This window comes from Polaromonas sp. AER18D-145 (assembly GCF_002379095.1).
Classification (GTDB): Bacteria; Pseudomonadota; Gammaproteobacteria; order Burkholderiales; family Burkholderiaceae_C; genus Polaromonas.
On record NZ_NBZV01000030.1, the window covers coordinates 12,801 to 24,922 of the forward strand.

13 protein-coding genes and 1 pseudogene are annotated in these 12,122 nt (G+C 63.8%); 8 read left to right on the forward strand and 6 right to left on the reverse strand.

Annotation, left to right across the window (positions count from 1 at the left end; all coding sequences use genetic code 11):
* Positions 1-639 carry a 5-formyltetrahydrofolate cyclo-ligase gene (locus tag B7G52_RS15035; RefSeq protein ID WP_096698368.1) on the forward strand — a complete coding sequence of 213 codons (639 nt, stop codon included), beginning with the start codon at positions 1-3 and terminating at the stop codon, positions 637-639.
* Between the two features lie 134 nt (positions 640-773).
* On the opposite strand, the gene B7G52_RS15040 is transcribed toward B7G52_RS15035, so the two are convergent.
* On the reverse strand, positions 774-1,757 hold the full coding sequence (locus B7G52_RS15040; RefSeq protein WP_096698369.1) for a LysR substrate-binding domain-containing protein: 984 nt from the start codon (positions 1,755-1,757) through the stop codon (positions 774-776).
* A 124-nt stretch (positions 1,758-1,881) separates the two neighbouring features.
* Between B7G52_RS15040 and B7G52_RS24150 the strand changes: the two genes are divergently transcribed.
* The gene (locus B7G52_RS24150; protein WP_096698370.1) at positions 1,882-2,481 is read left to right on the forward strand and encodes a DUF2917 domain-containing protein; all 600 of its coding nucleotides are present in this window, start codon (positions 1,882-1,884) and stop codon (positions 2,479-2,481) included.
* Between the two features lie 17 nt (positions 2,482-2,498).
* On the opposite strand, the pseudogene B7G52_RS24155 reads toward B7G52_RS24150, so the two are convergent.
* Positions 2,499-2,765 (reverse strand): annotated as a pseudogene (locus tag B7G52_RS24155) (TfoX/Sxy family protein); the annotation flags it as partial.
* 40 nt (positions 2,766-2,805) lie between these two features.
* Here B7G52_RS24155 and B7G52_RS15055 point away from each other — a divergent pair.
* Both B7G52_RS15055 and B7G52_RS15060 read left to right on the forward strand, forming a co-directional pair.
* Entirely contained in the window at positions 2,806-3,402 is a 597-nt protein-coding gene (locus tag B7G52_RS15055; RefSeq protein ID WP_096670746.1) for a TetR/AcrR family transcriptional regulator, read from the forward strand.
* A gap of 149 nt (positions 3,403-3,551) precedes the next feature.
* Complete coding sequence (locus B7G52_RS15060; RefSeq protein ID WP_096698372.1) at positions 3,552-4,541, forward strand: MBL fold metallo-hydrolase; 990 nt, start codon at positions 3,552-3,554, stop codon at positions 4,539-4,541.
* Between the two features lie 32 nt (positions 4,542-4,573).
* Here B7G52_RS15060 and B7G52_RS15065 read toward each other — a convergent pair whose 3' ends face one another.
* A complete protein-coding gene (locus B7G52_RS15065; protein ID WP_096698373.1) occupies positions 4,574-4,987 on the reverse strand; it encodes a BLUF domain-containing protein in 414 nt (137 codons plus the stop codon).
* A gap of 61 nt (positions 4,988-5,048) precedes the next feature.
* Entirely contained in the window at positions 5,049-5,453 is a 405-nt protein-coding gene (locus B7G52_RS15070; protein ID WP_096698374.1) for a BLUF domain-containing protein, read from the reverse strand.
* A gap of 78 nt (positions 5,454-5,531) precedes the next feature.
* Between B7G52_RS15070 and B7G52_RS15075 the strand changes: the two genes are divergently transcribed.
* Positions 5,532-6,293 carry a Crp/Fnr family transcriptional regulator gene (locus B7G52_RS15075; protein WP_240523471.1) on the forward strand — a complete coding sequence of 254 codons (762 nt, stop codon included), beginning with the start codon at positions 5,532-5,534 and terminating at the stop codon, positions 6,291-6,293.
* 409 nt (positions 6,294-6,702) lie between these two features.
* Here the strand turns inward: B7G52_RS15075 and B7G52_RS15080 are convergent, their stop codons facing one another.
* A complete protein-coding gene (locus B7G52_RS15080) occupies positions 6,703-7,539 on the reverse strand; it encodes a DUF6279 family lipoprotein (protein WP_096698375.1) in 837 nt (278 codons plus the stop codon).
* A gap of 70 nt (positions 7,540-7,609) precedes the next feature.
* Between B7G52_RS15080 and glmU the strand changes: the two genes are divergently transcribed.
* On the forward strand, positions 7,610-9,049 hold the full coding sequence (glmU, locus tag B7G52_RS15085; RefSeq protein ID WP_096698376.1) for a bifunctional UDP-N-acetylglucosamine diphosphorylase/glucosamine-1-phosphate N-acetyltransferase GlmU: 1,440 nt from the start codon (positions 7,610-7,612) through the stop codon (positions 9,047-9,049).
* 85 nt (positions 9,050-9,134) lie between these two features.
* On the opposite strand, the gene B7G52_RS15090 is transcribed toward glmU, so the two are convergent.
* Entirely contained in the window at positions 9,135-9,617 is a 483-nt protein-coding gene (locus tag B7G52_RS15090; RefSeq protein ID WP_096698377.1) for an Lrp/AsnC family transcriptional regulator, read from the reverse strand.
* Between the two features lie 146 nt (positions 9,618-9,763).
* Between B7G52_RS15090 and glmS the strand changes: the two genes are divergently transcribed.
* Positions 9,764-11,611, forward strand: a complete 1,848-nt coding sequence (gene glmS, locus B7G52_RS15095; protein ID WP_096698378.1) for a glutamine--fructose-6-phosphate transaminase (isomerizing) — start codon at positions 9,764-9,766, stop codon at positions 11,609-11,611.
* Between the two features lie 138 nt (positions 11,612-11,749).
* On the forward strand, positions 11,750-12,091 hold the full coding sequence (locus B7G52_RS15100; RefSeq protein WP_096698379.1) for a zinc ribbon domain-containing protein YjdM: 342 nt from the start codon (positions 11,750-11,752) through the stop codon (positions 12,089-12,091).
* Positions 12,092-12,122 lie beyond the last annotated feature (31 nt).

Consider the following 12,122-nt stretch of genomic DNA (forward strand, 5'->3'; position numbering starts at 1 on the left):
ATGGACAAATTAACTGCGCGAAGAGACTTGATCGAACAACGCCTGAACCTGCCCGACCGGCTCCAGCGCGCCGATCTGCTGCAACGGGTCATGCGGATATGGCTGGTGGGCCGCGAAGACGCAGTGATTGGGGCCTACTGGCCGATCAAGGGAGAGTTTGATCCGCTACCCGCGCTGTACCGCTGGCAGGAAGACGCCATTTTAAGCCAGGAATCCGAAGGAAATCAAGGTTTGGCCCTTGAGGGACGGGCGGAGGCAGCTACTGAAAACATAGCAAACCGGTCGCCGCGCAAGATCGGCCTGCCGGTGGTGAACAAGGTCCACAAAACCCTGACCTTCCATGCCTGGTACCCCGGCTGCCCGATGGAGGAAGACGCCTACGGCATTCCCAAACCAAAGGGCACCGAGATCATCGTGCCGACGCTGCTGTTTGTGCCCTGCGTCGGTTACGGGCCGGGCGGCTTTCGCCTCGGTTACGGCGGTGGTTTCTACGACCGCACGCTGGCGACGCTGCAGCCCAAACCCTTCACCGTGGGTCTGGGTTACAGCCACGGCTGGCTGCCCGACCTGGCGCCCGAACCGCACGATGTGGCGCTTGATGCGATCCTCAATGACAAAGGAGTGGTCTGGCCGGTGTGATGTGGCCCCCACGGTCGTTCACTGCGTGTAACTCCCTGCCCCACTAGGGGGCCGCTGCGCCTGCGGGCCGACGAAGCCGGTTCCGCGGCCCTTGGTGGGTTAAAGAGCCCCCGGGCGCTGGTTGCGCGTAGCGCTCAATCGATGTTGTCCACCGTGTCCGGGTCCGGCACGTCGCCGATCGCCTGGCGCGTCAGCGCACTCTGGGCCATCAGCCAGTCGCGGAAAGCCCTGACCTCGGGACGCAAGGCGCTGCGCGTGCCCACGATCAGCCAGTAGGCCATCGGCGACTCCAGCCGCAGATGCGGCAGGGGCTCGATCAGGTCGCCTGAGGCCAGGCTTTCGGCGATCAGCGGCAGGCGCGCCAGCACAATGCCCTGGCCGGTCAGGGCGGCCTGCACCATCTGGTAGGCATAGTTGAAGTAGAGCCAGCGCTTGCCCTCCAGCTTGGTGGTGCCGTGCACTTCGAGCCAGCGCCGCCAAGTTAGCCACTCCATGTGGGTGGAATGCGAATCGCCGGCCTCGATCAGCGCAAAGTTCACCAGGTCTTCGGGTTTTTTCAGGCGCGGGCCGCTTTTGAGCAGCCAGGGGCTGGCCACCGGCGTCAGCTGTTCACCGAACAGCCGCATCGCCCCGGCCGGCATGGAGGCCGCCGGGCCATAACGCAAGGCCATGTCCAGGTCCGAGGTGTCCAGCTCAATGGCGACGTCGGACGCATCAATGCGGATGTCCATGTCGGGGTTGTCGTACTGGAAGGCTTCGAGCCGCGGGATCAGCCACATCGAGGCGAACGACGCGAACGTGGTGAGGGACACACTTTTGCGGCCCGCGCTCTGGCGGATCTGCCGCACCGCGCCGTCGATGCGTTCGAGTGAAGGCGATACGGCACGCAGCAGCACGCCGCCGGCGCCTGTGAGCTCCACGGACCGGGTGTGGCGGTGAAACAGGCTCAGGCCGACTTCTTCTTCGAGCGCCTGGATCTGCCGGCTCACGGCCGACTGGGTCAGGGCCAGTTCCTCGGAGGCGGCGCGAAAGTTCAGGTGCCGGGCGACGGCCTCGAAGGCGCGAAGCTGGCCCGCCGAGATGGGGCGGGTGCGCAAATGGGTTTTTGAATGCAGCACGGGGGGTATCCGGTGATTGATGCGTTTCAGGAATGAATAGCGTAGCGCGAATTCATTGGACTGCCAAGGGCCGGGGCGCGATCATTCCTTCCCATCAACGAGTTTTGTCTTTCAGGAGAACAGCATGAACCACCTTCACCACCATGAGCTGCAATTATTCGCCGGCACAGACGCGGTGTCGGGCTGCTGGAAACTGGGCGACGGCCGGGCCTTGACCCTGCGGCCCACGCGGCCCGGGGTGTTGCGCATTGCGCATGGCCTGGTGTGGATCACCTTCGACCATGCGCAGCTGGACGACGGCGTTCGCGGCGGCGACCATGTCCTGGGCGCGGGAGACAGCCTCCAGTTGCTGCCCGGTCAGGCGCTGGTGATGGAGTCGTGGGACGCCGCGCAGAACACGGCAGCCTACTTCAGCTGGGATCCGCTGCCGGCCACGGCGGGGCTGGCCATCGCCGAGCGGCGGGCCAGGGCGCTTGCCCGCAACCCGCAGTGGCGCGCCGGTGTGCTTCAGCCGCTGCGTGATTTGCGGCTGGCTGCGGGCCTGGCCGCCACCGCGTCGGGCCGCCTGCTGGCCGGCCTGGCGGGCGCCTTGACGGCCACCTTGCTTGCGGTGGTGCCGCGTTTTGCTATTGATTTGGTAGCTGGTCGCGCCCGTACCGCCTTGGCTGCACGTGCTTTTAATGCGAAATCCAGCGAGAGCCGGGCCCACTGCGCCATCAGCTGAGGCGATTCCATCGCGTCTGCGGGCGCGCTGTAGTAATTCAGTTTCATGGCCTTGCCTTTGGCCTGGTAGACAAAAGGCGCACAGCCCGCGGCTTCGAAAAGGCCGCGGGTCTCGTCGTCGGCCTTGAGCCAGAGGGTGTCCCCCCGGCCGAGGTCGGCCAGCAGCGCGATGTTGAGCCCCCCGGTGCTGATGCCAAAGCCGCCAAACATGCGGCGTGCCGTGCACGGCCCGACGCTGGCGAGCAGCTCGCAGCAGTAGTGGGCAAAGGACAGGTCGGCAGGCATGACGCTACTTTAGCGCGACCTGCGTGCTTCACAATAGCGCATGGCCCGTCCCAAATCCGCTACCCACGAGCTCCAGCGCGAGGCCATCCTCGACGTGGCCGCCCAGTGTTTTGCACAGCGCAGCTACATGGCCGCCAGCATGAACGACATCGCCGCGGCCTGCGGCACCTCCAAGGCCAGGCTGTACCACTACTACGGCAGCAAGGAAGCCATCCTGTTTGACCTGCTGGACCGCTACACCCAGCACCTGCTGGCCATCATTGGCCAGACCGAGGCCAGCGCCCAGCGCAAGAACCTGGACGACCGCGCCGCCCTGCACGAACTGATCCGCAACTTCCTGGACCAGTACGAGACCTCGGCCACCCGCCACAGCGCCTTGCTGGGCGACACCAAGTTTCTCGGGGACGTGCAGCGCGAGCTGATCCTGGACCGGCAGCGCGACGTGGTCTCGGCCATGACGCGTTTTCTCAAGCGCGCTTACCCGCAGCGCATCACGCCCGCCAACCAGACGGCCGTGACCATGATGCTGTTCGGCATGATCAACTGGACCTTCACCTGGATGCGCCCCGACGGGCCCATGAGTTACCGCGACTATGCCCAGGAGGTGGTCGCCATGCTCGAACGCGGACTGTCCTGACTGTCGCAGCACAAGGGTGAGGGTCAAGGGTTGAAGGGTTGAAGGGTTTTGGGGTTTTGGGGTTTTACTATTCGTAATAAGTTACGTATAGTAAAATTACAACGATTCAGGCCGTGCTGTCGGCCCTTCCCCAACGGAGACTTTCCCCCATGTCCAAAGCCTTTGCCTCGCAGTCCGACCTCACGGACAAAAAAATCACCTTCGAGCAGCTCAGCGCCCACTGCTGGGCCTACACCGCCGAGGGCGACCCGAATTCCGGCGTGATCATTGGCGACAAGTTCATCATGGTCAGCGATGCGACGGCCACCCCGGCCATGGCGCAGGACCTGATTGCGCGCATCCGCGCCATCAGCGACAAGCCCATCAAGTACGTGCTGCTGACGCATTACCACGCAGTGCGGGTGCTGGGCGCCAGCGCCTATATCGCTGAAGGCGCGACCGAAGTCATCGCCAGCCAGGGCACCTACGAGCTGATCGTGGAGCGCGGCGCCCAGGACATGCAAAGCGAGATGGAGCGTTTCCCGCGCCTGTTCCGCAATGCCGAAAGCGTGCCCGGCCTGACCTGGCCGACCATGGTGATTGCCGGCGGCAACCCGGTCAAGGGCGAAGTCCCCGGCAAGCTGGTGATCGACCTCGGCGGCGTGCGGGTACAGATCTGGCATCCGGGCCCGGGCCACACGCGCGGCGACACGATTGCCTGGGTGGAGGAAGAAAAAGTGCTGTTCTCCGGCGACCTGGTGGAGTACAACGCCGGCGTTTACACCGGTGATGCCCAGCTCGAAGAGTGGCCCGCCACGCTGGAAGCGCTGCGCGCGCTCCGGGCCCAAGCCATCGTGCCCGGCCGCGGCGAGGCGATGAAAGGTGCTGCCGAGGTGAACAAGGCCATCGACTACACCAAACAGTGGGTCGAAACCCTGTTTCGTTGCGGCAAGGAAGCGGCTGCCGCGAAGATGGACCTGAAGGCGGCGATGGATCACACCCGCAAGAGCATGGACCCGATTTTTGGCCAGGTCTTCATTTACGAACACTGCCTGCCGTTCGACGTGAGCCGGGCTTACGACGAAGCCAGCGGGATCAAGAATCCGCGCATCTGGACGGCCGAGCGTGACAAGGACATGTGGGCCGCGCTGCAAGCCTGACACCGCACTGATTCCACTTTCACGCGGCGGTGTCAGGCGTCCAGGTCCAGGGTTGAAAGCAGGGCCAGGAAGGCGGTGATGGCGTCCTGGCCGGTCAGTGCTTCCAGCCGGCCCAGTGCATCGTCATCGTCCAGCGTGGTGTAACCCATGCTGAAGCGCCGGAACCTGCGTCCGGCCAGAGACCCTTGGTGCACGACCCGCAGGTTGATGTGACGCGTATCCTGCCGGATGCGCTCCAGTTGCGCCAGAACATCTTTTTGGCTGCCTTCCATCTGCTCGCAAAAACGCATGCCGTCAAAGATGAGCAGGCCGGTGATACCCATCCAGGGGTTGTGCAGGCGGGCTTTTCCGACAATGTCCGCCACGACGCTGGTGGGCGCGTCGGAGGCGAGGGTGCTGACGTAGATGACTTCGTGCAGGTCGGCGGTGTGATCGGTGTGAGGCATGGCTGCATGCGAATATAGCGGTATGCCGTGGTTGCGGCAATGTGACCAGCCGCCTGCGGTTTCAGCCGTCCAGATCCAGTGTCGATACCAGCGCCAGAAACTGTGCCAGTGCCGCTTCGGCGCCGACGTCCCGCAGCCGGGCCAGCACATCCACGTCCTCGACGGCGGTGTAACCGAGGCCAAAATGTCTGAAGCGGCGCTGTGCGAGCGGGCCGTGGTGCAGGATGTCGACGTCGACATGCCGCGGATCGTGGCGGATGCGTTCGGTCAGCGCGAGCACCGCCTTGCGGGGCCCCTCGATGTGCTGGCAAAACTGCATGCCGTCAAACACCAGCAGACCGGTGATGCCTGAGGTTTGGTTCGCCCGGCGTGCCCTGGCGGCGATGTCTGCGACGGTCTTGAGCGGTGCGCCAGGCGCGAGGGTGCTGAGGTACAGCACTTCATGCAATTCGGGTACTTTGTTCATGGATGGCGTGTAATGTAGCCAGCGGCCCCGGGCGCCACAATGTCAAAAGACACTGGGTTTCGGTATTAAAATTTTTCGGTGCACTTCATCCCCCTGTCGGGCGCCAGCCCCTGTCCCCACCGCTGCGCCAATTGCGGGCTGCGCGCCACCCAGGCCTTCACGCCGGTGTCGCCGCAGGAGCTGGCTTTTTTCGAGTCATTCCGAAGCGGTGCGGCCGTTGCCCTGGCCGGCAGCGCCATCATTTCGGAGCAGAACCCCAACGGCAAGCTGTTCACCCTGTATGCCGGCTGGGCCTTTCGCTACAAAACCCTGAGTGACGGGCGGCGGCAGATTCTCAACTTCCTGCTGCCCGGCGACTTCATCGGCCTGCAGCAGGAGTTTGCCGACGGGGCCTCGCATGGTGTGGAGGCGCTGACGGATACGGCCCTGTGCGTGTTTCCCAGAGACGGTTTGTGGGACCTGTTCCGGCAGTTTCCCAGCCTCGGGTATGACGTGACCTGGTTGTCGGCGCGCGAAGAGGGCATGGTCGATGAGGGCATGTTGACGACAGGCCGGCGCAATGCCACGGAGCGGGTGGCCATGCTGCTGATCCATCTTTACCGGCGGGCCGAGCGGGTGGGGCTGGTGCAGGACGGGACCATGGCTTTTCCCATCAACCAGCAGCACATTGCCGATGCGCTGGGCCTGTCGCTGGTGCACACCAACAAGACCCTGCGCCGCCTGCAGCAGCTGGGGCTGCATGAACTCAAGGGAGGGCAATTGTCCCTGCTCAACCCCAAGGCCCTGCACCGGATTGCCGACTATTACGACCTGCCGCTGCGCAAAGTGCCCATGCTCTAGGGCCTCTCCAGGGCCTGTGAATGCCCTTGTAGGCCGGGTCTGACAGCAAGCGGCTGGGCTTGATGACAGGGCTTGCCTGCTCACCTTTTTAGGCTAGGCCTTGAGGTGTGATCGATGTGTTGTTCTGACACATGGATTTCCCGCCTCGGGAGCTTTTCTTGAACATCAATCACATTTCCCCGCCACGCCGTCTGCAACAACAACCGCAGCACCCCGCGAACCGGCAGCAGCAGCAAAGCAGTGGCTCCGGCGAATTCCAGCCACGCCGCCTCAGGCAGGCGGGAGAACCCTCTTCTGCGTTCCTGGCCAACCGCAACCCCCTGCAGCGGTAACGGCCGCCGTGCCCCCCGCCGCTGGCAGCCCTGCCATCAAGGACCCACCATGAACAGCGAGGCAGCGGCCTTGGCACTCAGCGCCGGGCGACCAGAATGCCGAAGTCCTGCGCGTAGCCCTGCAGGGTTTGCACCGCCCTGGCGCGTTGCGCCGCCGTGGTGCTGTTGTGCAGGGCCGCAAAGGTTTTGCAGCTGTCGCGCGTCAGCCGCTCCTGGTAGCTGCGGAAAGCGGGGGCGGGCGAATTGACGGCTCGCTCGACGTAGGCCTGCATGAGCGGCCTGGCCTGCTCGGAGGTGGCGCGGCCGGCGATCAGTGGCCCCAGGCTCTGCAAGGCATCCCGCTGGCGGCGCTGGTATTCGGCCAGTGAAAGCCGGGCGTCAAACACCGACTGCGTGATCCGGTTGCGCAGCACCTCCAGTTGCTTGTCGTCCAGCGCACCGTACAGCATCTCGGCGCGGCTGACCGCCTTCTTCAGGCGCCGGTTGATCAGGTCTTCGGGGCTGCCCTCGAGAAAGTCGTCACGGTACTCCGCGTTGAGTTTTGAAAATTTCCGCTTCAGGGCGTCCAGCTGTTCCTGCCCCAGCGTGCCCACCACGCTACCCATGGCGGGCACGGCGCGGTCCGAAATGGCTTGCAGCCGGGTTTTCACCTCCTCAAAGATGCCGCAGGCACGCGTCTCGTCGATCTCGGCGGGCAGCCAGGCCGTCCATTTATCCAGTGTTTCGACATACGCCGGCAGCTGTGTCTGCCGGTGCCACTGATGGAGGCGCGCCAGTTCTTCCCGGACCAGGGGCTTTTGCGTGTCGTCGAATTCGAAGTAGCTGTTGAGCTGCCAGTAAGCCAGCTCGGTCGCCTGGTTGTAGGCCAATTTCACCGCACTGCAGGCCAGCAGTGTCCCGCTCAGCAGCAGCACACCGATAATCCGTTTCAGTTCCGGCCTGGCCGGACGCCACCTTCGAGACCCCCAATTCAAAGGAAACTTCATGGCCATTCCAGTTCCAGTTGATGTCGTCATCATGGCCGCGGGCAAGGGCACGCGGATGAAAAGCAAACTGCCCAAAGTGTTGCACCGTTTGGGCGGCCGTGCCTTGCTGGCGCATGTGATTGACTGCGCAACGCGGTTATCGGCCCGGCAGGCGGTGGTCATCACGGGCCACGGTGCCGACGAAGTGGAGTCCGCATGCAACAGTATGGCGCAGGCCGTCGCCGCCGTGAACTCCGTGCCCAAACTGCGGTTCGCGCGCCAGGAGCCCCAGCTGGGCACCGGCCACGCGGTGCAGCAGGCGCTGCCGCTGCTGGCGGACGACGGTGTCACGCTGGTGCTGTCGGGCGACGTGCCCCTGACGCAAGCCGCCACCCTGCAGGCCCTGCTGGCGCAGTGCGACGGCCAGCGCCTGGCCCTGCTCACGCTCAGCATGGCCGACCCGACGGGGTACGGTCGCATCGTCCGCGCCGGCGCAGAAGCCTCCGCCCAGGTGCGCGCCATCGTCGAGCACAAGGATGCGACGGACGCCCAGCGCGAGATTCGCGAAATCTACAGCGGCATCATGGCCGTGCCCACGCGCCTGCTGCGCAGCTGGCTGGCCCGGCTGGACAACAAAAACGCGCAGAACGAGTATTACCTGACCGACATCGTGAAGTTTGCCGTTGCCGATGGTGTGGCCGTGGTCGCGCACCAGATCACGGATGCTGCGCAGGTCGCCGGTGTCAACAGCCCGGTGCAGCTGGCAGAACTCGAACGTGTGCACCAGCTGCGCCAGGCCACGGCCCTGATGGAGCAGGGCGTGCGGCTCGCCGACCCGGCGCGTTTTGACGTGCGCGGCACGCTGGCCTGCGGACAGGACGTGGAGATTGATGTCAATTGTGTGTTCGACGGCGAGGTGGCGCTGGGCAACGGGGTGCGCATAGGCGCCAACTGCTGCATAGCCAACGCGACGATTGCCGCCGGCGCGGTGATCCACCCCTTCACGCACATCGACGGTGAAAAGCTCGGCGTGCAGGTTGGCGAAGGCGCGCTGATTGGCCCGTTTGCCCGCCTGCGCCCCGGTGCGCAGCTGGGCGCCGAGGTGCATATCGGCAACTTTGTTGAAGTGAAAAACTCCACGCTGGCCAAAGGCGCCAAGGCCAACCACCTGGCCTACCTCGGTGACGCCACGGTGGGGGAACGCGTCAACTACGGCGCCGGCAGCATCACGGCCAATTACGACGGCGCCAACAAGCACCGTACCGTGATCGAAGCCGACGTGCACATCGGCAGCAACTGCGTGCTGGTGGCCCCCGTCACGATTGGCGCAGGCGGCACCATTGGCGGCGGCTCGACGATCACCAAGGACACGCCGCCCGGCGCCCTGAGCGTGGCGCGCGGCAAGCAGGTCAACATTGCCAACTGGCAGCGGCCGGTCAAAAACAAGCCCAGCGCCTAGGTGCAGCAGGCGGAGCCGGCTCAGGCAGCGCGCCTGCCGGGGTGTGTGAGTTTGCTATTGAATAAATAGCTGGCGGCGTCCGAATCTATTGGGCTAGAAGCAGTTTTGTCTCAAACTTCGAGCGCTTCACGCTGAAAAATGCTTTCACATTGCGCACATTGGCGTCGCTGTTGAACAGCCGCTGCGCGAGCGCCAGGTAAGCCGGCATGTCGCGCACGTGCACCACCAGGATGAAGTCCGGGCCCGGCGATACGCGGTAACACTGCTGGACGGCGCCATCGAGCACCACCCGGGCTTCAAACACTTCTTGCTGCTCGGCGCCCTGCCGGTCAAGGGTGATTTCCACCAGCGCCGTCAGGCCGTGGCCCAGGGTGTCGGCCAGCTTGTCGGCGTGGAGGATGGCGATTTCGCGTTCGATCAGGCCGGCGTCACGCAGCCGCTTGATACGCCGCAGGCAGGTGGGCGGTGAGATATGGGCCCGTGCGGCCAGGGCCTGGTTGCTCTGCGAGGCATCGTCCTGCAAGGCTTCAAGCAGTTTGACGTCAATTCCATCGATGGAAATATTCATTTTTATTCCATAAATCCATTAATTAAGAAACATTATTCCATAACTGCATTTTTATGGAATTAAATTTCATTTAAATATAAATTTAGATGATTTTAAAAAGCAGGAAACGCCTAGCATCCGCCTATTGTTTTTTTCAGGAGCGGTTTATGTGCGGCATTGTGGCGTCGGTTTCGACAAGAAATATTGTTCCCATCCTCGTACAGGGCCTGCAAAGGCTGGAGTACCGGGGATATGACTCCTGCGGTGTGGCGGTTTATGCCGACGGCCTGAAGAGGGCGCGCAGCACATCCCGCGTGGCCGAGCTGATGGAGCAGGTGAGCGCTGACAAGCTCGAAAGCGGCACCGGCATTGCCCACACACGCTGGGCCACGCATGGCGCGCCCGCCGTGCACAACGCCCACCCCCACTTCAGCCATGGCACCGGGGACGCCGCGCACAAGCCAGGCAGGGTGGCGCTGGTGCACAACGGCATCATCGAAAACCACGACGAATTGCGTGCAGAGCTGCAGGCCAGGGGCTATGTGTTTGCCAGCCAGACCGACACCGAAGTGATCGTGCACCTGATGGACAGCCTCTACGACGGTGACCTGTTCGAGGCCCTGCAGGCCACCACCGCCCGCTTGCATGGCGCCTACGCGATTGCCGCTTTCTGCAAGGACGAGCCGCACCGCGTTGTGGGCGCCCGTTCGGGCTCGCCGCTGATCCTGGGGGTCGGCAAGGACGGCAGCGAGACCTTTCTGGCCAGCGACGCGATGGCCCTGGCCGGCGTGACCGACCAGATCCTCTACCTGGAAGAAGGCGACATGGTCGACATCCAGCTGGGCAAATACTGGGTCATTGACCGTGACCACAAGGCCGTCCAGCGCGAGGTCAAAACCGTGCAGGCGCACAGCGGCGCGGCCGAACTCGGCCCTTACCGCCACTACATGCAAAAGGAAATCTTCGAGCAGCCGCGCGCCATTGCCGACACGCTCGAAGGCGTTGAAGGCATCGTTCCCGAACTCTTCGGCGACGACGCCTACCGCGTGTTCAAGGACATCGACTCCGTGCTCATCCTGGCCTGCGGCACCAGCTACTACAGCGGCTGCGCCGCCAAGTACTGGCTCGAATCCATCGCCCGGATTCCGACGCAGGTGGAAGTGGCCAGTGAATACCGCTACCGCAGTTCGGTGCCCAACCCCAAAACGCTGGTGGTCACCATCACGCAAAGCGGCGAAACCGCCGACACACTGGCCGCGTTGCGCCACGCGCAATCACTGGGCATGACGCAGTCGCTGACCATTTGCAACGTGTCCACCTCTGCCATGGTGCGCGAGTGCAAGCTGGCCTACATCACCCGCGCCGGCGTTGAAATCGGTGTGGCATCGACGAAAGCCTTCACGACCCAGCTAGCGGGCCTGTTCCTTCTCACGCTGGCGCTGGCGCAAAGCAGGGGCCTGCTGAGCGAGCAGGAGGAAGAGGGCCACCTCAAGGCCATGCGCCATCTGCCGGCCGCCCTGCAAGCCGTGCTCGCGCTGGAGCCGCAGGTCATCAGCTGGGCCGAAGATTTTGCAAAGATGGAAAACGCCCTGTTCCTGGGGCGCGGCCTGCATTACCCGATTGCGCTCGAAGGCGCGCTCAAGCTCAAGGAAATCAGCTACATCCACGCCGAGGCCTACCCGGCCGGTGAACTCAAACACGGCCCGCTGGCGCTCGTCACCAGCGCCATGCCGGTGGTCACCGTCGCGCCCAACGACGCCTTGCTGGAAAAACTCAAAAGCAACATGCAGGAAGTGCGTGCGCGCGGCGGCGTGCTGTATGTGCTGGCCGATGCGGACACCAAAATCGAGAGCGGCGACGGCATCCACGTCATTCGCATGCCCGAGCATTACGGCGCCCTGAGTCCGCTGTTGCATGTGGTGCCGCTGCAGCTGCTGGCGTATCACACGGCCGTGGCCCGCGGCACGGATGTGGACAAACCAAGAAACCTGGCGAAATCCGTCACCGTAGAGTGACGGATTTGCGGCGGCATGAAATGCCGCCCGGCGCAGCCGCCAGGTTTTTGGTTTGGGGGAGCACTCATGTCGCGCAGCGACGTGATGTGATCACCACAAGCCGCGCAACCTCGCCAAAAGCGTGACGGTGGAGTGACCATGCCCAATACACCGGCCTGTCCCCACTGCGCCCAAGAAAATACCTACCCTGATGGCGACAACTTTGTGTGCGCCGACTGCGGCCACGAATGGCCGATGGTCGAAAGTGCGGCTGCCGACGACGATACAAACGCCGTGGTCAGGGACAGCACTGGCAAGGTGCTGGCCGACGGCGATGCCGTGGTGCTGATCAAGGACCTCAAGGTCAAGGGGTCGTCCATCACCCTCAAGATGGGCACCAAGGTCAAGAGCATCCGCCTGGTCGGCGGCGACCATGAGGTGGACTGCAAGATGGACGCCGGCAGCTTCATGCTCAAGGCGTGTTACCTCAGGAAGGCCTGAGGCGGCCTGCCGGACCCGGCGCCTCAACGTT

Bases quoted from the DNA above. Each gene is read 5' to 3' on its own strand.
- B7G52_RS15035 (WP_096698368.1), top strand. From the start codon at position 1: ATGGACAAATTAACTGCGCGAAGAGACTTGATCGAACAACGCCTGAAC.
- glmS (WP_096698378.1), top strand. From the start codon at position 9,764: ATGTGCGGCATTGTGGCGTCGGTTTCGACAAGAAATATTGTTCCCATC.
- glmU (WP_096698376.1), top strand. From the start codon at position 7,610: ATGGCCATTCCAGTTCCAGTTGATGTCGTCATCATGGCCGCGGGCAAG.
- B7G52_RS15060 (WP_096698372.1), top strand. From the start codon at position 3,552: ATGTCCAAAGCCTTTGCCTCGCAGTCCGACCTCACGGACAAAAAAATC.
- B7G52_RS15090 (WP_096698377.1), bottom strand. From the start codon at position 9,617: ATGAATATTTCCATCGATGGAATTGACGTCAAACTGCTTGAAGCCTTG.
- B7G52_RS24150 (WP_096698370.1), top strand. From the start codon at position 1,882: ATGAACCACCTTCACCACCATGAGCTGCAATTATTCGCCGGCACAGAC.
- B7G52_RS15055 (WP_096670746.1), top strand. From the start codon at position 2,806: ATGGCCCGTCCCAAATCCGCTACCCACGAGCTCCAGCGCGAGGCCATC.
- B7G52_RS15100 (WP_096698379.1), top strand. From the start codon at position 11,750: ATGCCCAATACACCGGCCTGTCCCCACTGCGCCCAAGAAAATACCTAC.
- B7G52_RS15065 (WP_096698373.1), bottom strand. From the start codon at position 4,987: ATGCCTCACACCGATCACACCGCCGACCTGCACGAAGTCATCTACGTC.
- B7G52_RS15070 (WP_096698374.1), bottom strand. From the start codon at position 5,453: ATGAACAAAGTACCCGAATTGCATGAAGTGCTGTACCTCAGCACCCTC.